Below are 26,377 nucleotides of genomic sequence, written 5' to 3'. Positions count from 1 at the left end.
CCCAACCTAGTCAGTCCCCGGGCGCGGTGTCACGGCGGCCGGCGCTGGGGCGGCGGCCGGGGCAGCCGGTGTCCGGCCGGGACCGCCCGGCCGGTGCGCGACCACGTTGGTGGGGGCGAGGGCCAGGACGACGAGCGCGGCGGCGAGGACCGCCAGCCCGGTCCAGCCGGCGCCCGTCAGCCGTTCGCCGACGACGACGACGGCCAGGACCGCCGCGACGGCCGGTTCGGTCAGGGTGAGGGTCGTCGCCGTGCTCGGGCGCACCCGGGCGAGTCCCACGCCGAACAGGAAGTACCCGAGGAACATCGGCACCAGCGCCATGTACGCGGCCACGGCGAACGCCTGCCCCGTGGCCAGCAGGGGCGCCCCCGTGAGGGCGAGGACCGGGAGCAGGAGCGCCCCGCCGGCGCCGAAGACGGCGCCCATCGAGGCCGCGCGCCCCACCCCGTGGCCCATCAGCCGGTGCACCACCCACGAGTAGAGCGCGTACGTCGCCCCGGCCACCAGTCCGAGCCCGATGCCGGCGGCGGTGTCCGCGGCCGAGGCCCCGGACCGGCCGTCCCTCGACAGGCACAGCAGGCCGCTGCCGAGGACGCCCAGGAGCGCGGCGGTCATCCACCACCGGCTCAGGGGGCGGCGCTCGAGGACGCGCTCCAGGACGCCCGAGGCCAGCGGCGCGGAGGCCAGGGAGACGACCGTGCCGATCGCGACGCCGCCCAGGTGCATCGAGCTGTAGAACGCCAGCGGATAGACGGCCACGGCCGCAGCCCCGGCCGCCACCAGCCCGGCGTGCGAGCGCAGCGACCGCCGCGAGCGGCGCAGGGCGGGCAGGGCGATCGCCGCCTGCAGCAGCCCGCCCACGCCCAGGGCGGCGGCCCCGATCGCCAGCGGACCCGCGCCGGGGGCGAAGGTCGCCGCGGTCCCGGTCGTGCCCCACAGGACCGCGGTGAGCAGGATGGCCGCGACGCCGAGGCCGGCGTGGCGCCCCGTGCGCCCCACGGCGCGGCTCACGGTGCCGTTCACGGTGCCGCTCACGGTGCGACCGGCACGTCGGTGGTCGTCGTGCGGGCGTGCGCGCGGACGCGGAGCGGCGCCGGGCGCTGCGGGTGTGCGGTCATGGGCGGGCTCCTGTCGGTCGACGGTCCAATCTACCCAGGGCGGGCGACGGGCGCCCCGGGCGCGGTGCGCCGGGCGCAGCCGCGTTCGCGGAAGCCGGCCCGCCCCCGTCCCGGGCGGGCCGCGTGGTAGAAGAGGGCATGACCACTCCGACGCGCGCGTTCGCGCCTCCCTGCGGGCCGGTGCGCGGCCGGGTCGACGGCGACGTCGTCCGGGCGACCGGGATCCCGTACGCCACGGCGGACCGGTTCGCCGCGCCCGTCCCGGTCGCGGACCGGGAGGAACCGTTCGACGCCACCCGCCCGGCCCCGGCCTGCCCCCAGGCGCACTCACCCTTCCTCACCGGGGTCCTCGGCGACACCCTCGCCGGGCTCCCGCGGGACGAGCACTGCCAGCGGCTGTCGGTGACCCTGCCCCTCGAGCGGGGGCCGGCGGAACGGCTGCCAGTGATGGTCTGGATCCACGGCGGCTCCTACACCACCGGGGCCGGGGACGCCCCGATCATGGATCCCCGCCCCCTGGTCGCCGAGCAGCGGGTCGTGGTCGTGAGCGTCACCTACCGGTTGGGACTGTTCGGCTACCTCGGCGCGGGCCGGGGCCGCCCCGCCAACCTCGGTCTGCTCGACCAGCTAGAGGCCCTGCGCTGGGTGCGGCGCAACATCGCGGCCTTCGGCGGCGACCCGGACCGGGTGACCGTGTTCGGCCAGTCCGCCGGGGGCGACGCCGTGGCCCATCTCATGGCCGTCCCGGGCGCGGAGCTGCTGTTCCGCCGGGCCATCCTGCAGAGCCCTCCGCTGGGCATCGCCCGCGGCCGGGCGGCGATGACCGCGGCGATGGCGGGCGCGGCCGGTGCCGTCACCGCGGGGACGCCGGCCGCGGAGGTGGTGGCGCTGCAGGCCGAGGTCGAGGCCGGTGCGTCCTCCTTCGGGCTCCGGGGCCGGATGCCGTTCGGCACCCAGTACGGCCACCACCCCCTGCCCGCCGAGGAGGGCGTCGAGGCGGCCTGGGACCGCGTGGCCCCGCACATCGACGTGCTCATCGGCCACACCGCTGAGGAGGCCCGGCTCTACCTGCCCACGCTGCCCCTCCTCCACCGGGTCACCCGCGTCCCGCTGCTCGGCCCCGTGCTCCGCCGCGCCGTCGTGGGGCAGGTGACCGCGGCCGTCCACGGCCGGGCCGTCCGCCGGTTCGCCGCCCGGCACGCCCGGGCCGGAGGCCGCGCCCACACCTACCTGCTCACCTGGAGCGCGCCGGGCAGCCCGTACGGATCCGCCCACACGGTCGACCTCCCGCTCCTGTTCGGCGACGAGGCCGCATGGGCCGGCACCGGGCTGCTCGCCGGGGCCCCGTGGGAGGGCGTCCAGGGCCACGGCCGGCGCCTCCGGCGGCTGTGGGCCGGCTTCGCCCGTGGGGAGCCGCTGGCGGACGCCGGGGCGGTCCCCGGCGTCCTGCGCTACCGCGCGGCCACGGGTGCACGACCCCTCGAGCGCGTCCTCGGCTGTGTCCTCGGCGCGGTGCGCCGCGCTCAGGGCGCTGCGGGCACCTCCCGCGCCCCGGTGCGGGCGCTGCGCCGGGCCGCGTCCAGCACGGCGGCGACGGCCACGGCGTCCCACGGGTCCACGGGGGCCTCGTCGTCGCCGAGGAGCCACCGGGCCACGGCCCGGTAGAAGTCGGCGGGCTCGCCGGGGGCGGTGGGCACGGGGTCGGTCCCGGTGCCCCGGACGAGCAGACCCGTCATGCCCTCCCCGGGGTCCAGCAGGTCGAAGGGGCCGGGGCTGTCGGCGTGCCCGGCCACGAGGTAGGCGCCGGCCGAGCCGAGCACCCGGGTCCGGGGCCCCGGCGCCCCCACGAGGCTCCCGGCCCACAGGTGGCTGATCGTGCCCGAGGCGTGGTCCAGGGCCAGGAAGACGTCGTCCTCGGCCGGGGTCGTCAGCGCGCGCAGTTCGGCCCGCACCGCGGCCACCGGCCCGAACAGCTGGATCGCCGCGTCCACGAGGTGCGGACCGAGGTCGAGCAGCAGCCCGCCGCCCCGGCCGACCGCGTTCTCCCGCCACCGGTCCTTGGGCACCGGGCGCCACCGCTCCCAGCGGCGCTCGAACCGGTGCACGTCCCCGAGGTGCCCCTCGGCGAGCACCCGGGCCAGGGTCAGCTGCTCGCTGTCCCAGCGCCGGTTGTGGAAGACCGTCAGCGGGGTCCCGGTCTCCTCGGCGCGGCGGACCACGGCCACCGCGCCCTCGTGGTCCATGGCCAGCGGCTTGTCGACCACCACGGGGATCCCGGCCTCCAGGCCGGCCAGCGCGTGCTCCACGTGCAGCCCCGTGGGCGAGGCGACGACCAGCACGTCGGGCCGCGAGCGCTCGAGCAGCCCGGGCAGGTCCCGGTGCACCTGCACCCCGGGCCAGTCGGCGCCCGCGCGGGCGGCCCGCTCCGGGTCGCCGGTGACGACGTCGGTGACCCGCCCGCCGGCCCGCCGCAGCAGGTCCCCGTGGAAGTCCCGCCCGGCCATGCCGTACCCGACGAGTCCGGCGGTGAGCACTCGTCCTGCACCCTGATCAGTCATGCGGTCACGATAGCCCCTGGCACCGGGCCGCACCGGGCCGCACCGGGCCGCACCGGGCCGCTACGGCCCGTCCGGGCCCGCGATCTCGTCGTCGACGAAGCGGGGCGCGGCCGCGACGCCGCCGGCGACGACGAGGAGCACCGCGGTGCCCATCAGCAGCAGCAGGGGAGCGGTCCAGCTGCCGGTGGCCTCGTGCAGGGCGCCGACGGCGAAGGGCCCGGCCGCCGCGAGCAGGTAGCCCACCGGCTGGGTGAACCCGGACAGCTGCGCGGTCACCCGGGGGTCCCGGGAGCGGGCCGTGAGCAGCGCCAGGGCGGTGGGGAACGCGAAGCCGCCCACCCCCAGGAGCAGGGCCCAGGCCCAGGGTGTGGTGGCGGGCGCCAGGAGCAGGCCGGAGTAGCCGGCGACCATGCAGACGCCCAGGCCCACGATCCACCGCCGCAGGCGCGGTGAGCGGGCCACCAGGACGGGCATGAGGAGCCCTCCCGGGATGCCCATGGCGGCGATGAGGGCGGCCATCAGCCCGGCTTGGGCCTGGCCCAGGCCGCCGTCGCGGTAGATCTGGGCCACCCAGCCGAACTGGACGTAGGCGTGCATCGACTGGATGCCGAAGTAGACGCACAGCGCCACGGCGGTGCGGGAGCGGAGGATCGAGGTGCCGCGGCCGGGACGCAGGGCGCGGCCGGGGGTCGTGGCGGGCTCGCGCCGGTCGCGGACGGTGACCAGGACCCAGGGGACCACGGCGGCCAGGGCCACGAGGCCCCAGAGGCCCAGAGCGGCACGCCACCCGTCGGGCCCGCTCGCGGCCAGCGGCCCGGCAGCCAGCAGGGGCAGCGTGGCGCCGACGGCCAGGCCGGTCGTGTAGAGGGAGTTCAGCGCCGCCGTGCGCCGGCCCCCGTGGCGCTTGATGAACGCCGGCACCAGGATGTTGCCGACGGCCATGCCGGCGAAGCCCAGCACGGACAGGAGCAGGAACACCGGCACCGATCCCGTGACCGACCGGGCCAGCAGCCCGGCGGCGACCAGGACCAGACCGGCGGTGACGGCACCGCTGATGCCGGTCCTGCGCGAGAGCGCGACCGCGCACGCCCCCGCCGCGGCGAACGTGAGCCCGGGCAGGGCGGTCAGCACGCCGGCCATCGTGGGGCTCAGCCCCAGTCCCTGCTGCACCTCCGCGAGCACGGGCCCCACGGAGGTGGCCCCGGGGCGGAGATTGACCGCCACGACCGCCACCGCGAGCACCACCAGCCACCCCGGCACGCGGGGCGGGACGGCGGAACGGTCAGGGGGCGGGGTGGACGGGCGCACCGGCCTGTTCTATCACGGGGTGCGGCGGCACCGGGGCGCGGGCCGGACGGAGCGGTCCGCTCAGCCCTCGCAGTCGGTGCAGTACCGCGTCTCGCCGGACTGGCGGGCCAGCTGGGAGCGGTGCCGGACCAGGAAGCAGGAGGCGCAGGTGAACTCGTCGACCTGTTCCGGGATGACGGCCACGGTGAGCTCTTCGTGGGAGAGGTCGGCGCCGGGCAGGTCGATGCCCTCGGCGGTGTCGAAGTCCTCGGCGTCGATGACCGCGGTCTGGGTGGTGGCGCTGCGCTGGACCTGGATCGCCTCCAGGGACTCGTTGGCCGGCTCGTCCTCGGGCCGGGTGCGCGGGGCGTCGTAATCGGTGGCCATGATGTGGTGCGTCCTCCTGGAACGGGGTGGTGCTGTGCAGAGGGTGCCCTGCACGGAAGGACCAGAGTGTACCCCTACGACATGGGCAACTGTCGAGTCCCCGCGCGTCCCGGCGAAGTGCGGCGTCTCGGGCGTGATCCTCGTCGCACCCCGGAGGGGCCCGGATCGGTCCCTGGTGCGCCGAGCACGGAGCACCCGCTCAGCGTCCGTGACCTCCTCATCGCCGTCCAGGGCCACTTCGACGAGATGGCCCTGGGTGCGTTGCACGCCATCCGGCGCGCCGCGCAGGACGCCGCCCGGCCCTGGTCCGGTGTCAGCTGGCGCTCTCCAGGTGCGCGAGGCGCAGCCAGCGGTGCATGAGCCGGCGGAACGCCACGGCGGCGCCGTGGGCGTCCCGCGCGGCCAGCAGCTCTACGGCGTCCGAGAAGTCCTGCGGGCTCTCGTCCGGCTGGAACGGGTCAGCGAGCGAGCCGTAGTGCAGGACCACGAGGGAGTTGGCGGAGAACGCCCCGAGCCACCGGCCCAGGTGCGTGAGGTCCTCGGCGAGGTCCTCGAGGTCCTCGCCGCCCGCGTCCTCCACCACCTGCGCGGCGCGCACCACGCGACGGGTCGCGAGGTCCATCGGCACCGCGCACCGGTGCACACGGTTGCCGTGGTGGAAGCTCTCGGTGTGGTCCTGAGCGGTGAAGAGGGAGAACCACGCCATGGGGACGGTGAACGCCGACTGGCGCGCGTGCACGGGCACGAAGTGCTCCCGGCTCACGCGATCGCCCGCGGCCCGGACGGCGTCCTCGGGGATGAGCAGGTTGGGCAGGGGCTGGCCGCCCTCCTCCTCGGCGAGCGCCACGAGCCGCAGCGAGCGCCGCAGCCGCTGCGGGGGGTGGTAGACGGGGAAGTCCCCGACCCCGGCCGCGAGCATGTCCCGGCCCCGCGGCGCCGCGGAGAACGGCAGGGTCCACAGCGGCTCCACGGCCGGGGGCAGGGGCTCCTGGCCCGGCTCGGCCAGGCGGGCGAGCTGCTCGGTCAGCTCGTTGACCCCGGCCTCCTCGGGGGACAGGGCCCGGGGCACCAGTGGGGCGTACACGGCATCGAGCTCCTCGGCGGGCACGTACACCCGCAGGGCGAACTGGTGGGGGATCCCGGTGGCCGAGCGGAACGTCCGGCCGACCTGCAGCAGCTGGGCCACGGCGGCTCAGGCGATCTCGACGACGACGGGGGCGTGGTCCGAGGCGCCCTTGCCCTTGCGCTCCTCGCGGTCGATCGACGCGTCGGTGACGCGGCCGGCCAGGGCGGGGGAGTAGAGCTGGAAGTCGATGCGCATGCCCTCCTTCTTCGGGAAGCGCAGGCCCTTGTAGTCCCAGTACGTGTAGACGCCCGGGCCGGGGTGCCGGGGGCGGACCACGTCCAGGTAGCCGGCCTCCTCGAGGAAGGCGCGGAAGGCTGCGCGCTCGGGCGCGCTGACATGGGTCAGGCCGTTGTCGAGGAAGAACTGCATGTCCCACACGTCCTCGTCCTGCGGGGCCACGTTCCAGTCGCCCACCAGGGCGACCTGCGCCGTGGAGTCCTCGTCGACCCACTGCTTGGCGTGGTCCTTGAGCACGCGCAGCCACTCCAGCTTGTAGGGCATGTGCGGGTCCTCCAGGCCGCGGCCGTTGGGGACGTAGAGGGACCAGACGCGCACGCCGGCGCACGTGGCGCCGATCGCCCGGGCCTCCTGCACGGGCTCCTCGCCGGGCTTGCCGAAGGCCGGCTGGTCCGGGAAGGTGCGCTCGACGTCCTCGAGGCCCACCCGGGAGGCGATCGCCACGCCGTTCCACTGGCTGAGGCCGAAGTGGGCGACGTCGTAGCCCATGTACTCGAAGAGCTCCCAGGGGAAGTTGTCGTCCTTCGCCTTGGTCTCCTGCATGGCCAGGACGTCCACGTCCGAGCGCTGCAGCCACGCCTCCACACGATCGGCGCGGGCGCGGACGGAGTTCACGTTCCAGGTGGCGATCCTCATGGGCCCCACGTTACCGGCTGCCCCGGACGGGAATTTTCAGCACCCCTTGCGCAGCACCGGTCCAGGTGCCATGGTTAGTTACATAACTAATGAACCAGTGAGGGGGAGGGCCGTGATCGCCGACGACCGCCCGATCTTCCAGCAGATCGCCGAACGGATCTGCGCCGACATCCTCGCGGGCGCCTATCCGGAGGAGACCCAGGTCCCGTCCACCAACGAGTTCGCCGCCTTCTACCGGATCAACCCGGCCACCGCCGGCAAGGGCGTCAACCGGCTCGTGGACCGGGGGATCCTCTACAAGCGCCGCGGCATCGGCATGTTCGTCGCCGCCGGCGCCCGGGAACGGCTCCTCGAGCAGCGGCGGCAGGAGTTCGCCGACCGCTACGTGGCACCGCTCGTCACCGAGGCGCACTCCCTCCGGCTCCCGCCGGGGGACGTCCTCGACCTCGTCCGCTCCGCCCTCGGCCGGTCCGAGGCCGCCGCACCGACCCGTCAGGAGTCCACCCCATGAACGGCACGCCAGCCCCCGTCGTCGCCCTGCGCGGCGTCTCCCGCACCTACCGGGAGACCCGGGCCCTCGACGGCGTCGACCTCGACCTCGCCCCGGACCGGATCTACGGACTCGTGGGGCGCAACGGCTCCGGCAAGACCACCCTGCTGTCCGTGATCGGCCAGCAGGTCCGCCCCGACCGGGGCGGGCGGGTCGAGCTGTTCGGCCGCCCCGGGTGGGAGAACCCCGAGGCGCTCTCCCGCACGGTGCTGCTGCGGGACCGGCAGCGCTACCCCGAGGAGTTCCGGGTCCGCCACGTCCTCGACGCCGCGCCGGCGTTCTACCCCGGCTGGGACGAGGAGCTCGCCCGCGGTCTCGCCGAGGACCTCCGGCTCCCGTCGCGGACCAGGATCAAGAAGCTCTCCACGGGTCAGCACACGGCCCTCGGCATCGTCCTGGGCCTCGCGTCCCGCGCGGAGCTCACGATGCTGGACGAGCCCTACGGCGGGCTGGACCCGGTGGCCCGGGAGCTGTTCTACGACCGGCTCCTCGAGGACTTCGCGCGGCACCCGCGCACCGTGGTGATCTCCACGCACCTGGTCGACGAGGTCGCCAACCTCCTCGACCACGTCCTGCTCCTCGACCGCGGGCGGCTCGTGCTGGACGCCGGTCTCGAGACCGCCCGCGCCAGCGCCCACACGGTCGCGGGGCCCGCCGCCGACGTCGCCGGCTACCTGGCCGAGCGGCGCCTCGAGCAGCAGGTCTCCCGCGAGCAGCGGATCGGGGCGCTGCGCACCGTGACCGTGGCGGCGCCCCACGACGACGACGCCCGGGCGGCCGCCGCGCGCCACGGGATCGAGATCGACGCCGTCTCCCTGCAGTCGGCCGTGGCCGCCCACGGGCTCGTCCCGGTGCCCGCCGACCAGCTCCAGAACGCCTGAGAGGACCTCCGCCATGTCACGACTCACCCCTGTCCTCAAGCTCAACACCGTCAACCGGTCCGCCGGGGTCTGGATGGTCGTGGGCGTGATCACGGTGTCCGGGCTGCTCAGTCTGCTCGCCGGGGTCGTGCTGCACGTGGTCCTGGGCGCCCCGCTGGGCGCCGTGGCCGAGGGCCTGCGCTACAACCAGGTCCTGCTCTGGTGGCCCGGGATCGCCCTGCTCGTCCACGCCGCCCAGGTGATCGGCACGAGCACGCCCCTCGCCCTGGCGCTGGGGGCCACCCGCCGGTCGATGTGGTGGGGCTCGGTGCTGACGTTCGTGCTCCACGCCCTGCTGGCCGCGGCCGTCCTCACCGCGTTCCTGCTCCTGGAGCGCGCCACCGGCGGCTGGTTCCTGGGCCTGCCCGCTTTCGACGTCCGCGTCTTCGCCGGAGGGTCCCCGGCGTGGGCCCTCCTCGTGGCGTTCCTGGTCTACCTCGGGGCGCAGCTGGTCGGGGCGGTCTTCGCCACGGTGTACGTCCGGGGCGGCCCCGTGGCGCTGACGCTGTCCATCATCGGGACCGTCGTGACGACCCTGGCCGTGCTGGTGTGGGCCGCCGCGACCGGAGCGGGCTCCGCCGCGGCCGTCGGCGCGGGTTCCGCGGGGGTCCCGGCGGGACTCGTGCTCCTGGCCGCGGCGGCGCCCGTGCTGCTCGCGCTGCTGGGCTGGGGCCTGTACCGCCGGGTCTCCGTCCGCTGAGCACCCCGGCGCGGCCAGCGCCGCCGCGCCGGGGGACCAGGGGTTTCCCCGCGCGCCCTTCCACCGGGTGGTTGCACATGCTAATTTCCTGCTGGCCCGTGCCCCCGGCGGCGCCGCCCCCAGCAGGGAGAGACCCCCATGAACCTCGCACGGACCGCGCTCGTCGTGTCCACCACCTTCGCCCTCCTCCTCGGCGGAGTTCCGGCGGCGCTCGCAGCCCCGACTCCTCCGGTCGATCTGCCCGAGCTGTCCGGTCCGGCCGAGCCGGCCGCCACCGCGGGCGCGCCCGCCCTGAGCCTGCACGGCGGCTCGGGCACCGACGCCGCCCCGGCCGGGGTTCCGGCGCCGGCGGCCGCGGAGGACCCGGCCGCCGGCGGCCTGGCCGGGGCGGCGTCGGCCGGCGCCCACCCGACCACGGTCGAGGACATCACCGAGGCCTTCAAGATCGTCAACGACCACCGCGGCCAGGCGAGGCGCGCCCCGCTGGTCTACAACACCGCGCTGTCCCGCAACGCCCAGCAGTGGGCGGAGACCATGGCCGGGGCCCGCAAGGAGTCCCGCAACCCGGACCCCTGGGCGGGCGCCCCTGCCGGCGGGATCCGGATGGACCAGTACTACGGGAAGGGCGTCTTCACCGGCCCCTTCGAGGGCGTCGAGGCGGTCGAGGCGCTCGCGCACTACCTGCTGGACTTCTTCCCCCGCAACGGGACCGACCAGTTCGCCCGGGACCTGACCCACCTCGGGATCGGGGTCAGTCACGTCGCCACGTCGGGCTCGGGTGGTCCCGGGTGGGAGACCTACCTGACGATCTACTACTACGCCTATCCGGCCGGGCAGGCCGTGCCCGGGACGGTCGCGAGCCCGGCGCAGGGGTTCGTGCCGCCGGTGACGGCACCCCCGGTGACGGCGCCGTCCTACGCAGTCCGGGGGGCGATCGGCACCAAGTACCACCGTCTGGGCGGGGCGGCCGTGCTCGGGGAGCCCACCATGAACGAGCGCGGCGGCCTGATCGAGGGCGGCGTCTACCAGCAGTTCCGGAAGGGCACCCGCACCACCACCGTCTACTGGGCCCCCGGCTACGGCGCGATGGCCGTGAAGAACTACGGATCCATCGGCGGCCGGTGGGTCGCGGCCGGCCGGGAGCACCACTTCGGCCTGCCCGTCACGGACGAGCGCCCGGCCACCAGTGGGGCGTACCAGGTCTTCCGCCGCGACGGTCGCTCCACCATGCTCCTGTGGAGTCCCGGGACGGGCTCCCGCGCGGTCAAGCAGTACGGGGCCATCGGGCGGGCCTGGAAGGCCGCCGGCTCCGAGCGCGGCTGGGGCTTCCCCGTCACCGACGAGTACCGCTACGGCGCCGAGGTGCGCCAGCGCTTCTCGAAGGGCGTCACCGTCCACTACGCCGCGGGGCGCACCTGGGCCACCCGCTGAGCCCGAAGCGGTTGAAGTCGGTCTCTCCGTGCGGTGGGATCGGCCGAGCCGGGGGTGTTCCGACGTGGCGCGCACGGTTCGTCGGATCGTCCGGCGGTTCCACCGCGGTTCCGGCCCTGGTGACCTGAGGGGATGCTCAGGGGAAACGGCTGCGGGTCGTTCCCGGCCGTGGGCAACAGGCGCGCTCGCGCGGCCGGTCCGGACCACCTCACCACGACACCGGCCTCGGGGAGCCGGGCCCAGGAGGCCGCGGGCTCGCCGGTCTCAGAACGGCGGGGGGTCATCGGGCGGGAGGTCGTCGAGCCGGAGGCCGCCGGGCGGAGGATCAGCGGCCGGACCCACGGGCGGAGGGTTGCCGGGCGGCCGGCCGGTGGCCGGGGCGCTCCGGCAGTCGGGTGCGGTGCCGGCAGCGGTGTGCTCGGGTTCGGGGCGGGCAGCCGTGTGCTCGGGTGCGGTGCGGTGCACGAGCCCGCCCGGTGAGGTCCACTCCAGGACCGCGGCGTGCCCGGCCGCGCCCCCGGCCGTTCCTCCGGGCGGGCTGCCGTCCGTGCCCGGGGCGGTGCCGTCGTGCGGGCCGGGGGTGATCCGCCGCACCGACCAGGCCCCGAGGTGGCCGTGGCGGTGCTTGACCCGGTGGTGGTGGCGGCACAGGGCGGCCAGGTTGTGCTCGGCCGTGGGCCCGCCCCGGGCCCAGGCCACCGTGTGGTCGAGATCGCAGGCCTCGGACCGGCGCCGGCACCCGGGGAAGCGACAGGTCCCGTCGCGCAGCTCGACCAGCCGGCGCAGGTCCCGGGGCACGGCGTAGACGGTCCGGTCGTGGTCGAGGACCACTCCGGTCACGGGGTGGGTCAGCACCCGGTGCCACGCCCCGGCCCCGGCGGCCAGCTGACGGGCCACCTCCGCGCTGATGGGCCCGTAGCCCGACAGCACCGGAACCCCGTCCCCGGCCGACTCGCCCCCGGCCGTGCCGGCGCACGTCAGCACCGAGATCGGGACCAGCACGCTCACCCGGGCCCGCACTCCGCGCGGAAAGCCCGGCTTCTCCGGCAGGACCCCGTCCAGCAGCAGGTCCGCCAGCACGTCGGCCCGCAGCTCCGACACCGAGCGCGGCACGGACTCTTCCTGATCCTGCGGTCCCGGCCGCCCCGATCGTGCGGGGTCCGGGACGTCCTGGCCCAGCAGCCGGGCCAGGTCCTCGAGCCGGTCGTGCACGGCCAGGGCCACCGGGGCCTCCAGCAGGGCGTGCAGCCAGGCCGTGCCGTCGGCGGCCGGCTCCACCCACACCGCCCGGGCCCTGCGCGCGGCGCGGCGGGCGCGTTCCTCGGCGCCGGCCACGAGCACGGCCCGCCGGGTGCGGGCGGTCGCGCGCAGCTGCGCGGCGGTGGCGTGCGGGGCCCGGTCCAGCAGCTCGGCGATCAGCCGGCCGACGGCCGCCACCGGCGGCGGGTCGCACCGGCCGGGGGCCCAGGTCGGGGCCTGGGTGATCAGCTCACGCCACTGATCGACCAGCACCGCGGCCTGGGGCGAGCCGATCCGGCCCTCCTCCAGGGCGGTGAGGACCTCCGGGAGCATCTCGGCCAGCAGCACGGCGTCCTCCACCCGCCGCCGGGCCGTGCCCGCCGGCAGCCGCAGGGCCGGACCGACCTCGGCCGCGACGTCCACGAGCAGCTGGTGCTCCGCCTCGGCCAGCGGGCTCAGCGGGTCCGGGCGGAGGAACCCGCCGGCGGCGATCTCGGCCTCGGCCTGCGCCATCGCCTGGAACCGGGCCGCCGTGCGCGCCGCCTGCCCGGCCAGCCACAACCGGTGGATGCAGCGCACCTGTGCGCCCACCGCCCGCGCCTCCGCCGCCGCGGCCTCCACCAGGCCCGCCGCGGCAGCCCGCACCTCGGCGGCAGGCCCGGGAGCGCCCTGCACCGCGGTGTCGTGCACCTCGGCGAGCACCGGCCGCGCCGGAGACTCCTCCCCGGCCACCGGGGTCCGGGTCCGCCGCTGCGCCGTCGCCGTCATGGAACCATTCTCCCCAGCACCTCAGACTCGCTAAGCCGTGGGGGCCCCGACGACGACGGAGCCGCGCACCCCGATCGGGGTGCGCGGCTCCGTGGTGGTGCGGGTGCTCCGGGCGTCAGGAGCGCCACCAGTCGTCGAGGATCGTGGCGGGGGTCGTGCGCTTGTGCCGGGTGATGCGCCAGCGGTGCTCGATCTGCTCGGCCACGGCGTCGGCGACCTCGCGGCCCTCGAGGTAGTCGTCGATGTCGTCGTAGGACAGCCCGAGCTCGGCCTCGTCGGTCTGGCCCGGGGCGTCGTCGAGCAGGTCGGCGGTGGGGGCCTTCGCCCACAGCCGCTCCTCGGCGCCGAGGGTCTTCGCGAGGAGCCGGTTCTGCCGCTTGTCGAGCCCGAACAGCGGCAGCACGTCCGCCCCGCCGTCGCCGTACTTGGTGAAGAACCCGGTCACGGACTCGGCGCCGTGGTCGGTGCCGATCACCAGGTAGTTGTGCTCCCCGGCGATCGCGTACTGCGCGATCATCCGCATCCGGGCCTTGATGTTGCCCTTGTTGAAGTCGGAGATCTCCCGGTCCGTGGCGCCCTCGAAGCCGTGCTCGAAGCCGTCCACCGCCGGGGCGATGTCGTAGGTGATGGTGCGGTCGGCGGCGACGAAGCGCAGGGCCGCCTGGGCGTCCTCCTCGTCGTGCTGCTTCCGGTGGGGCAGGCGCACGCCCACGAACTCCGCCTCGCCGCCCTCGGCGCGCACCCGCTCGACCGCCAGCTGGGCGAGCCGGCCGGCCAGCGTGGAGTCGAGGCCCCCGCTGATGCCGAGCACGAAGCCCTTCGTGCCGCTGGCCCGCAGGTAGTCGCAGAGGAAGCCGACGCGCGCCTCGATCTCCTGCTCGGGGTCGATCTCGGGCTTCACGCCCATCTCTTCGATGATTGCTGCCTGCAGTGTCCGCATGGGCCCATGCTAGTGCGGGCCGCGCCCGGGCGGGCAAGGGGAACACGGTCCCGGAACGGCGGGGCCCTTGCGTAGGATGCGGGCCATGCCCCCGCACCGGAGCCGCCCCCGGGAGCACCGGATCCGACCGACCGAGCGAACCAGGAGCGCAGCATGAGCGAGCAGCACGGGACCGACCGCCGGAACACCGCCGAGGACACCCCTGGGAACACCTCCGGGAACACCTCACGGAACGTCTCGGGGAGCACGTACGAGAACATCCTGGTCGAGACCCGAGGGAGGGTCGGGATCATCACCCTGAACCGGCCGCGGGCGCTCAACGCCCTCGACGCCGCGACCCTGCGGGAGGTCGTCGCCGCGTCCACCGCCCTGGACACCGACCCGGGGATCGGGGCGATCGTCCTCACCGGCTCGGAGAAGGCCTTCGCCGCCGGCGCCGACATCAAGGAGATGGCGGGGCGCAGCGCCCCGGAGATGTACCTCGCGGACTGGTTCGCGGGCTGGGACGCCTTCACCCGGGTGCGCACCCCCGTGGTCGCCGCGGTCTCGGGCTACGCCCTGGGCGGGGGGTGCGAGCTCGCGATGATGTGCGACCTGCTGATCGCCGCGGACACGGCCCGCTTCGGGCAGCCCGAGATCAACCTCGGGGTGATCCCCGGGATGGGCGGCTCCCAGCGCCTGGCCCGTGCGGTGGGCAAGGCCAAGGCCATGGACATGGTCCTCACCGGCCGGCACCTCGACGCCGCGGAGGCGGAGCGGGCGGGTCTCGTCTCCCGCGTGGTGCCCGCGGCGGACCTGCTGGCGGAGGCCCTGGACGTCGCCGGGACCATCGCGGCGAAGTCCCTGCCCTCGGTCCTCGCGGCCAAGGAAGCCGTGGACACCGCGTTCGAGACCACCCTCGCGCAGGGCGTGCACCTCGAGCGGCGGCTCTTCCACGCGCTGTTCGCCACCGAGGACCAGAAGGAGGGCATGGCCGCGTTCGCGGAGAAGCGCGAGCCGCGGTTCACGCACCGCTGAACCCCCGCCGCGGCCGGGTGCCGCCCGGCCGCGGGAGCTAACGTGGTGCCATGCCTCAACCGTCGAACGATGCCTCCGCCTGGCAGGTCCGCGAGTCCGCCCTCGACCCCGGCGCGCACGGCGCCCTGGAGTCCGTCTTCGCCCTGTCCAACGGGTACGTCGGGATCCGGGGCACGCTGGACGAGGCGCAGCCCAGCGCCTCCCGCGGGACCTTCCTGGCCGGGGTCTACGAGTACCACCCGCTGTCCTACCCCGAGGGCGGCTACGGGCACCCGGAGCACGGGCAGGCCATCATCGGCGTGGCCGACGGGAGCACCGTGCGCCTGCAGGTGGACGGGGTGCCGCTGGATGTCCGGGAGTCCCCGCCGGAGCAGCACGACCGCGTGCTCGACCTGCGCGCGGGCACGCTGCGCCGCGAGACGGAGTGGGTCACCCCGCGCGGCGCCCGGATGCGCCTGACGTCCACCCGCCTGGTCTCGCTGACCCAGCGCTCCGTCACGGCGATCCGCTACGAGGTCGAGGCGCTGGACCGCACGGTCCAGGCGGTGCTGCGCTCCGACCTGGTCGTCAACGGCACCCCGCCCAAGGTGGAGAACGAGGACCCGCGCGTGGCCGCGGTCCTGGAGCAGCCGTTCCGTGCCCGCCTCAGCCGCTGCCACGAGACCGGCGGCGTCCTGGTCCACCGCACCCACGGGAGCGAGATCGGGGTGGCCGCGGCGGTCGAGCACGAGGTCGACATGCCGGCCGGCGGCGCCGTGAGCACGCAGTGCGACGACGACCAGGTGGTCACCACCCTCGTGACCGACCTCCGGCCCGGGCAGCGGGTGGGGTTCGTCAAGTACCTCTGCCACGCGTCCTCGGACGCGGACCCCTCGGCCGACCTGCGGGAGCAGGTGCTCGCCGCGATGACCGGGGCGCGGCGGCGCGGCTGGGACGGGCTGCTCGCCGACCAGCGGGCGGAGCTGGACGAGTACTGGGACAGCGCCGAGGTGGAGATCGACAGCGACCCCGAGCTGCAGCTGGCGATCCGCTTCGACCTGTTCCAGCTCCTGCAGGCGGCGGCCTGCGTCAGCCGCGCCCCGGTCGGGGCGAAGGGGCTGACCGGCGGCGGGTACAGCGGGCACACCTTCTGGGACATCGAGGGCTTCGTGCTGCCGGCCCTGGCGCTGCTGCGCCCCCGGGACGCCGCACGGCTCCTGCAGTGGCGCTCCTCGACCCTGGACCGGGCCCGGGAGCGGGCGCAGGTCCTGGACCTGGGCGGCGCCTCCTTCCCGTGGCGCACCATCGACGGGCACGAGACGTCGGCGTACTGGCCGGCCAGCACCGCGGCCATGCACGTCAACGCCGACATCGCGCGGGCCTTCCGCTGGTGGGCCGACGCCACCGGCGAGGACCTCACCGAGGTCGGCGGGGTCGACGTCCTGGTGGAGACGGCGCGCGTGTGGGCGGCCATGGTGCACGAGGACCACGAGGGCGGCATCCACCTCCTCGGCATGACCGGGCCGGACGAGTACACCGGCGTGGTGGATGACAACGTCTTCACCAACCTCATGGCCCGGCGCAACCTCCGGGCGGCCGCCGACGCGTGCGAGGAGCACCCCGAGCACGTGGGGCGGCTCTCCGTGACGGCGGACGAGCTCCAGCGGTGGCGGGCCCTGGCGGACGCGATCCACATCCCCTACGACGCCGTGCGCGGCGTGCACCCCTCCAACGAGGGGTTCACGACCTACCGCGAGTGGGACTTCGAGGCCAAGCGCGACGGCTACCCCGTGGAGGAGCACTTCCACTACGCCAAGATCTACCGCCGCCAGATCGTCAAGCAGGCGGACCTGGTCCTCGCCCTGTGGTGGTGCGCCGAGGCGTTCACCCCGGAGCAGACCGCCCGGGACCTGGACTACTACGAGCAGCGCACCGTCCGCGACTCGTCCCTCTCGGCCTGCGTGCAGGCCGTGGTCTGCGCCCGCGTGGGCCACCTGGACCTCGCCCTCGAGCACCTGCGCGAGTCCGCCCTCGTGGACCTGCGGGACATCCAGCAGGACGCCGAGCAGGGCCTGCACCTGGCCTCCGCCGCCGGGTCGTGGCTGGCCGTGGTCTGCGGGTTCGGGGGACTGGACACGGACGGGGGCGAGCTGCGCCTGGCCCCCCGGCTCCCGGAGCGCCTGCACCGGATCGCCTTCCGCCTCCGGTGGCACGGCCGCCGGCTCGGCGTGGAGATCACCCGCTCGGGCACGACCGTGCGGGTCCTGGACGGGGATGCCGGCGAGGTGGCGCTGCGGATCGACGGCGAGGCCCTGGCCGTCACGGCCGAGCGCCCCGCGACCGCGCCGCTGCACACGCCGCACCCGCCCACCCCCGCCCCGCACCAGCCCCCGGGACGCGCCCCGCGCGCCCCCCGCACGCCGTGACGCGCCCCGCGCCCCTCGAGGTGCTCACCCGCGTCTGGGGCTACGACGCCTTCCGCGGGCAGCAGGCCGAGATCATCGACGCGGTCACCGGCGGCGAGGACGCCCTCGTGCTCATGCCCACCGGCGGCGGCAAGAGCCTGTGCTACCAGATCCCGGCGCTCGTCCGGGAGGGCACAGGGGTGGTCATCAGCCCGCTCATCGCGCTCATGCACGACCAGGTCGACGCCCTCGAGCAGGTAGGCGTGCGCGCCGCGTACCTCAACTCCACCCAGACCCTCGAGGAGCGCCGCGACGTGGAGCGTCGACTCCTGGCCGGCGAGCTCGACCTGCTCTACCTCGCTCCCGAGCGCCTCCCGGTCGCGGCCGACCTGCTCGACCGCGCCCGCATCGCGCTCTTCGCCGTCGACGAGGCGCACTGCGTGGCCCAGTGGGGCCACGACTTCCGCCCCGACTACCTCGGGCTGACGATCCTCCACGACCGCTGGCCCGGGGTCCCGCGCATCGCCCTCACCGCCACCGCGACCGCGGAGACGCGCGAGGAGATCGTCCGCAACCTCCGCCTGGACGACGCCCGGGTCTTCGTCTCCAGCTTCGACCGGCCCAACATCCAGTACCGGGTCGGGCCCAAGAAGGACGCCCGCCGGCAGCTGCTCCAGCTCATCCGGACCGAGCACGACGGCGAGGCCGGCATCGTCTACTGCCTCAGCCGCGCCTCGGTCGAGCGCACCGCGGAGTGGTTGGCCGGCCAGGGCGTCACCGCGCTGCCGTACCACGCCGGCCTGCCCGCCGAGGTGCGGTCGCAGCACCAGACCCGCTTCCTGCGCGAGGACGGCGTCGTCATGGTCGCGACCATCGCCTTCGGCATGGGGATCGACAAGCCCGACGTGCGCTTCGTCGCCCACCTCGACCTGCCCAAGAGCGTCGAGGGCTACTACCAGGAGACCGGGCGCGCCGGGCGCGACGGGCTGCCGTCGACGGCGTGGCTGGCCTACGGGCTGCAGGACGTCGTCCAGCAGCGCCGGATGATCGAGGACGGCGAGGGGGACCGGCAGCGCAAGCGCGCCCAGACGCTGCACCTGGACGCGATGCTCGCGCTGTGCGAGACGGTGCAGTGCCGCCGCCGGCAGCTGCTGCGCTACTTCGGCGAGGCGAGCGAGCCGTGCGGCAACTGCGACACGTGCCTGGACCCGCCCGAGGCCTTCGACGGCACGGTCCCGGCGCAGAAGCTCATGTCCACGATCGTGCGGCTGCAGCGGGAGCGGGGCCAGCAGTTCGGCGCCGGGCACCTGGTGGACATCCTGCTCGGCCGGGAGACCGAGCGGGTGGTGCGGATGCGCCACACCGAGCTCACCACGTTCGGCATCGGCACCGAGCTGAGCGACCAGGAGTGGCGCGGGGTGGTGCGCCAGCTGCTCGCCCAGGGCCTGCTCCAGGTGCAGGGCGAGTACGGCGTCCTGGCGCTCACCGAGGCCGCCGGGGAGGTGCTGCGCGGGCAGCGGGAGGTGCGCCTGCGGCGCGAGCCGGAGCGGGCCAGGACCGTCCGCACGCCGAGGACCGCCGCCGCGCCGCCGGTCCTCGACCAGCCCCAGCAGGAGCTCTTCCAGCAGCTGCGGGCCTGGCGCTCCGCCGTGGCCAAGGAGCAGGGCGTGCCCGCGTACGTCGTCTTCAACGACGCGACCCTCGCCGCGATCGCCCAGGCCCGGCCGAGCTCGCTGGGGGAGCTGCGCGGCATCTCCGGTGTCGGCGACGCCAAGCTCGAGCGCTACGGCGAGGCCGTCCGCCAGGTCGTCGCCGACACCTGATGATCCGCACCTGCGGATGCCGTGCCGGACGAATGACCGTAGATGCGGATAGCATGGCGCCATGACCGAGCTCAGGATCGCCGAGGCCGCCCGCTTCCTCGGCGTCAGCGACGACACCGTCCGGCGCTGGATCGACCAGGGCGCGCTGCACAGCACCCGGAGCGCGACCGGCCAGACCGTGGTGGACGGACTGGAGCTGGCCCGCCTGCTCAAGGAGCGCGCCGTCCGGCCCGAGGACCCCGCGCACGTCGCCAGCTCGGCGCGCAACCGGTTCGTGGGACTGGTCACCGAGGTCGTCTCGGACACCGTGATGTCCCAGGTGGAGCTGCAGTGCGGCCCGCACCGGGTGGTCTCGCTCATGAGCACCGAGGCCGTCCGGGACCTGGGCCTGGAGCCCGGCCGCGTGGCCACGGCCGTCGTCAAGTCGACCAGTGTCGTCGTCGAGACCCCCGGGGCGTGAGGCGGCGGTGCGCACCAGGGCCCCCGCCGCGGCCGTCCTCCTCGCCGCCCTCGGCCTCGGCGCCACCGGGTGCGGGGCCGGCGGGGACCCCGCGACCGTTCTCGACGTCCACGCCGCCGCCTCCCTCACCGGCACCTTCACCGAGCTCGCCGAGCAGTTCGAGGCGCAGCACCCGGGGATCGAGGTGTCCCTGAGCTTCGCCGGGTCCTCCACCCTGGTCCAGCAGCTCACGGAGGGGGCGCCCGCCGACGTCCTCGCCACCGCGGACGAGCGGAGCATGGCCGGGGCCGTGGCGGCCGGCCTCGTCGACGGCGAGCCCGAGGTCTTCGCGACCAACGTCCTGACCGTGGTCGTGCCCGCCGGCAACCCCGCCGGCGTCGCGTCCTTCCGGGACCTGGCGGAGCCGGGCGTGCAGGTCGTGGTGTGCGCCCCGCAGGTGCCGTGCGGCGCCGCCGGCGAGCGGGCCCAGGATGCCTCGGGCGTGCGGCTGAGCCCGGTGAGCGAGGAGGGCTCCGTGACGGACGTGCTCGGCAAGGTCGTCTCGGGCCAGGCGGACGCCGGCCTGGTCTACGCCACGGACGCACGCTCGGCCGGGGACGCGGTCGAGGTCGTCGAGGTCCCGCAGGCGGCGCAGGCCGTCACCCGTTCCCCCGTCGCCGCGCTCGCGGACTCCGACGAGCCGGAGCTCGCCCGGCAGTTCACCGAGCTCGTCGCCGGCGACCGCGGCCGGGAGGTCCTGGCCGGGGCGGGGTTCGGGGCGCCGTGACCCGGCGTCTTCCCCGCGGGTTCAGCACCGTCCCCGGCTGGGTGTGGATCCCGGCGGCCCTGGGCGCCCTGGTGGTGGTCCTGCCGGTCCTCGGGATGCTCGCCCGGGTGGACGGGGGCGGCTTCCTCGGGCTGATCACCTCCGAGTCCTCCCGCACCGCGCTGTGGCTGAGCCTGCGCACCGCGACCGTCTCCACCGCGCTGTGCGTGCTGCTGGGCACCCCGCTGGCCCTGGTGCTGGCCCGCGCCCGGCTGCCCGGGGCGCGGCTGCTGCGGGCACTGGTGCTGCTGCCGCTCGTGCTGCCGCCCGTGGTCGGCGGGATCGCCCTGCTCCACACCTTCGGGCGCCACGGGCTCGTGGGGCGCCACCTCGAGCTGGCGGGGATCAGCATCGCCTTCACCACCGTGGCCGTGGTGCTCGCCCAGACGTTCGTGGCGCTGCCGTTCCTCGTGGTCAGCCTCGAGGGCGCGCTGCGCAGCGCGGCGGCGGGCTACGAGGAGGTCGCGGCCACGCTCGGCGCCCGGCCCACCACCGTGCTGCGCCGGGTCACCCTCCCGCTGGTGCTGCCGGGGCTGGCCTCCGGCGCGGTGCTCTCCTTCGCCCGCTGCCTGGGCGAGTTCGGCGCCACCCTGACCTTCGCCGGCAGCCTGCAGGGGACCACCCGGACCCTGCCCCTGGAGATCTACCTGCTGCGGGAGACGGACCCGGACGCCGCCGTCGCCCTCTCGCTCGTGCTCGTGGTCGTGGCGGTCCTCGTCGTGGGGCTCTCCGCCCCCGTGCGCCGGACGGCGGGCCGGCGGTGACCGGGCCGGCGGCGACGGAGGGGCTGTCCGTGACCGCCCGGCTGGCCGCCCGGGACGTGGACCTCTCGCTGAGCGTCCCGCCGGGGGCCACCGTGGCGGTGACCGGCCACAACGGCGCGGGGAAGTCCACCCTCTTCGCCGTCCTCGCCGGGCTGCTCGTGCCGGACACCGGCCGGTGCACCCTCGACGGGACCGTGCTCTTCGACCTCGACGCCACGGGGCGCGGGCGCTGGGTGCCCCCGCACGAGCGCGGCATCGCGCTCATGGCGCAGGAGCCGCTGCTGTTCCCGCACCTGAGCGTGCTCGAGAACGTGGCCTTCGGCCCGCGCAGCCGCGGGGCGGGCCGGGCCCGGTCGCGGACCGCCGCCCGGCACTGGCTCGCCGAGGTGGGCGCCGAGCAGTTCGCCGACCGCCGCCCGGCCCAGCTCTCCGGCGGCCAGGCGCAGCGCGTGGCGATCGCCCGGGCCCTGGCGGCCGAGCCGCGGCTGCTGCTGCTGGACGAGCCGTTCTCCGCCCTGGACGCGGCCGCCCGGCCCCTCGTCCGCGAGCTGCTGGTCCGGGTGCTGGCGGGGCGCACGGCCCTGGTCATCAGCCACGACCCCGGGGACGCCGCCGCCCTCGCCGAGCACGTCGTGGTGCTCGAGCACGGCCGGGTCGCGGCGGGCTGAGCACCGCGCCGGAACGCTCCGGCGCCTCCCCGGCCCGCGCAGTACGATCGGGACCACCACCGTTTTCGTATGACCCGGCTCACACGACCCACCCCGTCGTGACGGGCCGACGAGAGGACCACCCATGACTCCCGTCCTGCGCGGCGAATCCCCGTCCGTGGAGCAGCACCCCGGCATCCCCTTCCCGGACGCCGACCTCTTCTGCTTCGCCGCCCTGCTCCCCCCGGAGGAGCGCGCCCGGCTGGCCGACCTGCACACCTTCCTCCAGGAGCAGGTCCGCCCCGTGGTCACGCCCTACTGGAACCGCGAGGAGTTCCCGTCCCACCTGCTCCCGGCGCTGGCCGCCCACGGGCTCGGCGAGCTCGAGCTCTCCGGGGCGAGCCGGCTCTACCGGGGCCTGGCCTACGCCGAGGTCGCCCGGGCCGACGTGTCGCTGAGCGCCCTCGTCGGGATCCACAACGAGCTCATCGTTGACCTGATCGCCGCCCTGGGCTCGGAGGAGCAGAAGAACCGCTGGCTGCCCGACCTGCGCCGCTTCCGGGCCCTCGGCGCCTTCGCCCTCACCGAGCCCGAGCACGGCTCCGACATCGCCGGCGGCCTGGCCACCACCGCGACCCGGGACGGGGACGAGTGGGTGCTCACCGGGACCAAGCGCTGGATCGGCGCCGGCACGATCGCCGACGTCGCGATCGTCTGGGCCCGCGACACCGCCGACGGGAAGGTCAAGGGCTTCCTCGTGGAGACCGACCGGCCGGGCTGGTCCGCCACGAAGATCGAGCACAAGATCGGGCTGCGGATCATGCAGAACGCCGACATCGTCCTGGACGAGGTCCGCATCCCGGCGGACAACGCCCTGCCCGGGGCGCAGGACTTCGCCGCGGCCAACGTGATGCTGCGCAACTCCCGCGCCTGGGTGGGCTGGCAGAGCGCCGGGGTCCAGCTCGCGATCTTCGACGTCGCCCGCGACTACGCCCTGACCCGGCGGCAGTTCGGCCGCCCGCTCGCGAAGTTCCAGCTCGTCCAGGAGCCCCTCGCCCGGATCCTCGGCAACGCCACGGCCGCCCTGGGCCTCATGGCCCAGATCGCCCGGCTCCAGGAGGACGGGGGCTTCGACATGCCCCACGCCGCGCTGGCCAAGGCCACCACCACGTCCCTGGCCCGCGAGTCCGCGGCCCTGGGCCGGAACCTGCTCGGCGGCAACGGCGTGGTCACCGACCACGAGATGGCCAAGCTCTTCAACGACGTCGAGATCCTCTACACCTACGAGGGCACCTACGAGATCAACGCCCTGATCGTGGGCCGCGCCGTCACCGGCGTCTCCGCGTTCGTCTGAGCCGGGTCCCCGCACCACCGTCCGGCCCCCACCGCCCCGAGCAGCTCCTTCCGAAAGGACCCCGCATGGACGTCACCGACACCTCCGCCCTCGTCACCGGCGCCGCCTCGGGCCTCGGCGCGGCCACCGCCGCGATGCTCGCCGGGCGCGGCGTGCGGGTCTTCGGCGTGGACCTCCCGGCCGCGCTCGAGAACGCCCCCGACGTCCCCGGCGTCACCCGCGTGCCCGCCGACGTCACCGACCGGGAGCAGGTGCGCGGGGCCGTCGCGGCCGCGGCCGGGGCCGGGCCCCTGCGCACCGTGGTCAACTGCGCCGGCATCGGCCCCTCGGCCCGGGTGCTGGGGAAGAAGGGGGTGCACGACCTCGACCTGTTCGAGACCGTGCTGCGCGTGAACCTCCTCGGCACCTTCACGGTCCTCGCCCTGGCCGCGGAGCGGATCGCCGCCACCGACCCCGTCGACGACGACGGCCAGCGCGGGCTGGTCGTCAACACGGCCTCCGTCGCCGCGTTCGAGGGGCAGGTGGGGCAGGCCGCCTACGCGGCGTCGAAGGGCGGGGTGCACAGCTTAGGGCTCACCGCGGCCCGGGACCTCGCGAGCGCCGGCATCCGGGTGAACACCATCGCCCCCGGCGTGATCGAGACGCCCATGCTCGCGGCGGTGGGCGAGGAGTTCCGGGCCGCGCTCGCGGCGGGTGTGCCGTTCCCGCGCCGGCTCGGCCGGCCCGGGGAGTTCGCCCAGCTCGTGGCGGCGTTCCTCGACAACGACTACCTTAACGGCACCACCGTCCGGATGGACGGGGCGCTGCGCATGGCGCCCCGCTGAGAGACCGCCCCATAGACTGGGGCCCATGACCACCGACTTTTCGCCCGTCGACCTCGCGACGGCCCGCGACCGCCTCCGCCAGCTGATCATCGACCTCGCCGTGGTGCGGGGCCGGGTCACGCTCGCCAGCGGCATCGAGGCCGACTACTACGTGGACCTGCGCCGCGTGACCCTCCACCACGAGGCGTCGCGCTACGTGGGTCAGGTGATGCTGGCGCTGCTCGACGAGGCCGGGATCTCCTGCGCCGCCGTGGGCGGGCTGACCATGGGGGCGGACCCCGTGGGCCACGCGATCATGCGCACGGCGGGGGACCAGGGCCGGGCCGTCGACACGTTCGTGGTCCGCAAGGCCCAGAAGAGCTACGGGATGGGCCGCCAGGTCGAGGGCCCCCCGGTGCAGGGCCGCGACGTCGTCGTCGTGGAGGACACCTCCACGACCGGCGGGTCCGCGCTCACCGCGGTGGAGGCCCTGCAGCGGGCCGGCGCCAACGTGGTGGCCGTGGCGATCATCGTGGACCGGCGGACCGGCGCCAAGGAGCGCATCGAGGAGACGGCGGGCGTGCCGTGCCTCTACGCCTTCACGAAGGACGAGCTCGGGCTTGACTGACCCCGTCGACGGGACCGGCGCCGCGGGACCGGGCCCCGCGGTGGGCGTCGGCCCCTGGGCGGGCCCGTGGCCCGAGGGGGAGCAGTGGGATCCGGAGCTGCTCGAGCACGGGGACCGGCGCAACGTCGTGGACGCCTATAGGTACTGGACGATGGACGCGATCGTGGCCGATCTGGACACCCGCCGGCACGGGTTCCACGTGGCGGTCGAGAACTGGCAGCACGACCTGAACATCGGCTCGGTGGTGCGCACCGCCAACGCGTTTCTCGCCCGGGAGGTGCACATCGTCGGCAGACGGCGCTGGAACCGCAGGGGCGCGATGGTCACCGACCGGTACCAGCACCTGCGCCACCACGCGAGCGTCGAGGAGTTCGCCGCCTGGGCGGACGCCGAGGGCCTGCCCGTGATCGGGATCGACAACTTCCCCGACTCGCAGCGGCTCGAGACCTACGACCTGCCCGAGCGCTGCGTGCTGGTGCTCGGCCAGGAGGGGCCGGGGCTGAGCCCCGAGATGCACGCCGCGGCCGGGGCCACCCTGTCGATCGCCCAGTTCGGCTCGACCCGCTCCATCAACGCCTCCGCGGCGGCCGCGGTGGCGATGCACGCCTGGATCCGGCGCCACGTCTTCGGCCAGCCGGTCGCCTGACGGGCGACCCGCCGCGTCCACCCGCCGTCCCCCGTCGTCCCGCGGCGCGGCTTTGGCTAGAGTGGGAGCCAGGCCACACCCGAACCGAAGGAGCCAGCATGCCCATCGCAACCCCTGATGTCTACGCCGAGATGATCGACCGGGCCAAGGAGAAGGGTTTCGCCTACCCGGCGATCAACGTCACCTCCTCCCAGACCCTCAACGCCGCCATCCGCGGCTTCGCCGAGGCCGGCTCGGACGGCATCATCCAGGCCTCCACCGGCGGCGCCGCCTACTGGTCCGGGGCCTCCGTCAAGGACATGGTCAACGGCTCGCTCGCGATGGCCGCCTTCGCCCGCGAGGTCGCCAAGAACTACGACGTCAACATCGCCCTGCACACCGACCACTGCCCGCAGGACAAGCTCGAGGGCTTCGTGCTGCCGCTGCTCGAGGAGTCGGAGCGGGCCGTGGCCCGCGGGGAGGACCCGATCTTCCAGTCCCACATGTGGGACGGCTCCGCCATCGAGCTCGACGAGAACCTCAGGATCGCCCAGGACCTGCTGGCCCGCACGAACAAGGCCAAGATCATCCTCGAGGTCGAGATCGGCGCGGTCGGCGGCGAGGAGGACGGCGTCGAGAACGAGATCAACGAGAAGCTGTACTCCACCGTCGAGGACGGTCTCGCCACGGTCGAGGCCCTCGGCGCCGGCGAGAACGGCCGCTACCTCACCGCCCTGACCTTCGGCAACGTGCACGGCGTGTACAAGCCCGGCGGGGTCAAGCTGCGCCCCGAGCTGCTGCAGCAGATCCAGGCCGAGGTCGGCAAGAAGCTCGGCCAGGACCGCCCGTTCGACCTCGTCTTCCACGGCGGCTCCGGCTCCTCCGCCCAGGAGATCGCCGACGCCGTCTCCTACGGCGTGGTCAAGATGAACGTGGACACCGACACCCAGTACGCCTTCACCCGCCCCATCGCCGGGTTCATGTTCGCCAACTACGACGGCGTCCTGAAGATCGACGGCGAGGTCGGCAACAAGAAGAAGTACGACCCGCGCGTGTGGGGGGCCCTGGCCGAGGAGTCCATGGCCGCCCGCGTGGTCGAGGCCTGCCAGAACCTCGGCTCCGCCGGGACCTCCGTCAAGTAGCCGCCCCTCCGCGGCTGCGGAGCACGAC

24 protein-coding genes and 1 pseudogene are annotated in these 26,377 nt (G+C 75.1%); 17 read left to right on the top strand and 8 right to left on the bottom strand.

Annotation, left to right across the window (positions count from 1 at the left end; genetic code table 11):
* Positions 1–6 precede the first annotated feature (6 nt).
* Positions 7–1,023 carry a DMT family transporter gene (locus ACP7CD_RS10670; protein ID WP_136341625.1) on the bottom strand — a complete coding sequence of 339 codons (1,017 nt, stop codon included), beginning with the start codon at positions 1,021–1,023 and terminating at the stop codon, positions 7–9.
* Positions 1,024–1,256: 233 nt separating this feature from the next.
* On the opposite strand from ACP7CD_RS10670, the gene ACP7CD_RS10665 reads away from it, so the two are divergent.
* Complete coding sequence (locus tag ACP7CD_RS10665) at positions 1,257–2,783, top strand: carboxylesterase family protein (RefSeq protein ID WP_081994317.1); 1,527 nt, start codon at positions 1,257–1,259, stop codon at positions 2,781–2,783.
* Here ACP7CD_RS10665 and ACP7CD_RS10660 read toward each other — a convergent pair.
* The 5 genes and pseudogenes from ACP7CD_RS10660 to ACP7CD_RS10640 form a co-directional block, all read right to left on the bottom strand.
* Positions 2,726–3,676: pseudogene (locus tag ACP7CD_RS10660) on the bottom strand (Gfo/Idh/MocA family protein); the annotation flags it as partial. The gene ACP7CD_RS10665 and the pseudogene ACP7CD_RS10660 overlap by 58 nt on opposite strands.
* Positions 3,677–3,736: 60 nt before the next feature.
* Positions 3,737–4,984, bottom strand: a complete 1,248-nt coding sequence (locus ACP7CD_RS10655) for an MFS transporter (RefSeq protein WP_109221790.1) — start codon at positions 4,982–4,984, stop codon at positions 3,737–3,739.
* Positions 4,985–5,044: 60 nt separating this feature from the next.
* Positions 5,045–5,350 (bottom strand): DUF4193 domain-containing protein, encoded by a 306-nt coding sequence (locus ACP7CD_RS10650; protein ID WP_035925540.1) that lies wholly within the window; start codon positions 5,348–5,350, stop codon positions 5,045–5,047.
* A gap of 313 nt (positions 5,351–5,663) precedes the next feature.
* Complete coding sequence (locus ACP7CD_RS10645; protein WP_241482840.1) at positions 5,664–6,536, bottom strand: hypothetical protein; 873 nt, start codon at positions 6,534–6,536, stop codon at positions 5,664–5,666.
* 6 nt (positions 6,537–6,542) lie between these two features.
* The gene (locus ACP7CD_RS10640; RefSeq protein ID WP_017833035.1) at positions 6,543–7,349 is read right to left on the bottom strand and encodes an exodeoxyribonuclease III; all 807 of its coding nucleotides are present in this window, start codon (positions 7,347–7,349) and stop codon (positions 6,543–6,545) included.
* 112 nt (positions 7,350–7,461) lie between these two features.
* Between ACP7CD_RS10640 and ACP7CD_RS10635 the strand changes: the two genes are divergently transcribed.
* From ACP7CD_RS10635 to ACP7CD_RS10620, 4 genes are all read left to right on the top strand, one after another.
* Entirely contained in the window at positions 7,462–7,860 is a 399-nt protein-coding gene (locus ACP7CD_RS10635) for a GntR family transcriptional regulator (protein ID WP_017833036.1), read from the top strand.
* Positions 7,857–8,780, top strand: coding sequence for an ATP-binding cassette domain-containing protein (locus ACP7CD_RS10630; RefSeq protein WP_109268552.1), 924 nt, complete (start codon positions 7,857–7,859; stop codon positions 8,778–8,780). Before ACP7CD_RS10635 ends, ACP7CD_RS10630 begins: the two co-directional genes overlap by 4 nt.
* A gap of 13 nt (positions 8,781–8,793) precedes the next feature.
* Positions 8,794–9,519: a hypothetical protein gene (locus ACP7CD_RS10625; protein WP_017833038.1), complete on the top strand. Its 726-nt coding sequence runs from the start codon at positions 8,794–8,796 to the stop codon at positions 9,517–9,519.
* Between the two features lie 138 nt (positions 9,520–9,657).
* The gene (locus tag ACP7CD_RS10620) at positions 9,658–10,950 is read left to right on the top strand and encodes a CAP domain-containing protein (RefSeq protein ID WP_051063742.1); all 1,293 of its coding nucleotides are present in this window, start codon (positions 9,658–9,660) and stop codon (positions 10,948–10,950) included.
* Positions 10,951–11,214: 264 nt separating this feature from the next.
* Here ACP7CD_RS10620 and ACP7CD_RS10615 read toward each other — a convergent pair whose 3' ends face one another.
* On the bottom strand, positions 11,215–12,957 hold the full coding sequence (locus tag ACP7CD_RS10615) for a DUF222 domain-containing protein (protein ID WP_426120165.1): 1,743 nt from the start codon (positions 12,955–12,957) through the stop codon (positions 11,215–11,217).
* Positions 12,958–13,072: 115 nt separating this feature from the next.
* Entirely contained in the window at positions 13,073–13,897 is an 825-nt protein-coding gene (gene nadE, locus ACP7CD_RS10610) for an ammonia-dependent NAD(+) synthetase (RefSeq protein ID WP_035925543.1), read from the bottom strand.
* Between the two features lie 153 nt (positions 13,898–14,050).
* On the opposite strand from nadE, the gene ACP7CD_RS10605 reads away from it, so the two are divergent.
* The 12 genes from ACP7CD_RS10605 (at position 14,051) to fbaA (ending at position 26,349) form a co-directional block, all read left to right on the top strand.
* The gene (locus tag ACP7CD_RS10605; RefSeq protein ID WP_229587642.1) at positions 14,051–14,914 is read left to right on the top strand and encodes an enoyl-CoA hydratase; all 864 of its coding nucleotides are present in this window, start codon (positions 14,051–14,053) and stop codon (positions 14,912–14,914) included.
* Between the two features lie 50 nt (positions 14,915–14,964).
* The gene (locus ACP7CD_RS10600) at positions 14,965–17,319 is read left to right on the top strand and encodes a glycoside hydrolase family 65 protein (RefSeq protein ID WP_126346904.1); all 2,355 of its coding nucleotides are present in this window, start codon (positions 14,965–14,967) and stop codon (positions 17,317–17,319) included.
* Complete coding sequence (gene recQ, locus ACP7CD_RS10595; protein WP_426120164.1) at positions 17,316–19,121, top strand: DNA helicase RecQ; 1,806 nt, start codon at positions 17,316–17,318, stop codon at positions 19,119–19,121. The genes ACP7CD_RS10600 and recQ overlap by 4 nt, the downstream gene beginning before the upstream one ends.
* Positions 19,122–19,182: 61 nt before the next feature.
* The gene (locus ACP7CD_RS10590) at positions 19,183–19,581 is read left to right on the top strand and encodes a TOBE domain-containing protein (protein ID WP_017833044.1); all 399 of its coding nucleotides are present in this window, start codon (positions 19,183–19,185) and stop codon (positions 19,579–19,581) included.
* Positions 19,582–19,588: 7 nt separating this feature from the next.
* The gene (gene modA, locus ACP7CD_RS10585; protein WP_017833045.1) at positions 19,589–20,347 is read left to right on the top strand and encodes a molybdate ABC transporter substrate-binding protein; all 759 of its coding nucleotides are present in this window, start codon (positions 19,589–19,591) and stop codon (positions 20,345–20,347) included.
* Positions 20,344–21,150: an ABC transporter permease gene (locus ACP7CD_RS10580; RefSeq protein WP_017833046.1), complete on the top strand. Its 807-nt coding sequence runs from the start codon at positions 20,344–20,346 to the stop codon at positions 21,148–21,150. Before modA ends, ACP7CD_RS10580 begins: the two co-directional genes overlap by 4 nt.
* 29 nt (positions 21,151–21,179) lie before the next feature.
* Complete coding sequence (locus ACP7CD_RS10575) at positions 21,180–21,818, top strand: sulfate/molybdate ABC transporter ATP-binding protein (RefSeq protein ID WP_229587645.1); 639 nt, start codon at positions 21,180–21,182, stop codon at positions 21,816–21,818.
* A gap of 124 nt (positions 21,819–21,942) precedes the next feature.
* A complete protein-coding gene (locus tag ACP7CD_RS10570; protein ID WP_109242991.1) occupies positions 21,943–23,151 on the top strand; it encodes an acyl-CoA dehydrogenase family protein in 1,209 nt (402 codons plus the stop codon).
* Positions 23,152–23,216: 65 nt separating this feature from the next.
* Entirely contained in the window at positions 23,217–23,975 is a 759-nt protein-coding gene (locus ACP7CD_RS10565) for an SDR family NAD(P)-dependent oxidoreductase (protein ID WP_035925563.1), read from the top strand.
* A gap of 25 nt (positions 23,976–24,000) precedes the next feature.
* Positions 24,001–24,582, top strand: a complete 582-nt coding sequence (gene pyrE, locus ACP7CD_RS10560; protein WP_017833050.1) for an orotate phosphoribosyltransferase — start codon at positions 24,001–24,003, stop codon at positions 24,580–24,582.
* On the top strand, positions 24,575–25,228 hold the full coding sequence (locus ACP7CD_RS10555) for a TrmH family RNA methyltransferase (RefSeq protein WP_109242990.1): 654 nt from the start codon (positions 24,575–24,577) through the stop codon (positions 25,226–25,228). Before pyrE ends, ACP7CD_RS10555 begins: the two co-directional genes overlap by 8 nt.
* Positions 25,229–25,326: 98 nt before the next feature.
* The gene (gene fbaA, locus ACP7CD_RS10550; RefSeq protein WP_426120163.1) at positions 25,327–26,349 is read left to right on the top strand and encodes a class II fructose-bisphosphate aldolase; all 1,023 of its coding nucleotides are present in this window, start codon (positions 25,327–25,329) and stop codon (positions 26,347–26,349) included.
* Positions 26,350–26,377: the final 28 nt, after the last annotated feature.

The organism is Kocuria sp. LHG3120 (assembly GCF_049897445.1).
GTDB classification, from domain to species: domain Bacteria; phylum Actinomycetota; class Actinomycetes; order Actinomycetales; family Micrococcaceae; genus Kocuria; species Kocuria rosea.
Note: the sequence above shows the minus strand (reverse complement) of the source record. Positions and strands in the feature narration are given on the sequence as shown.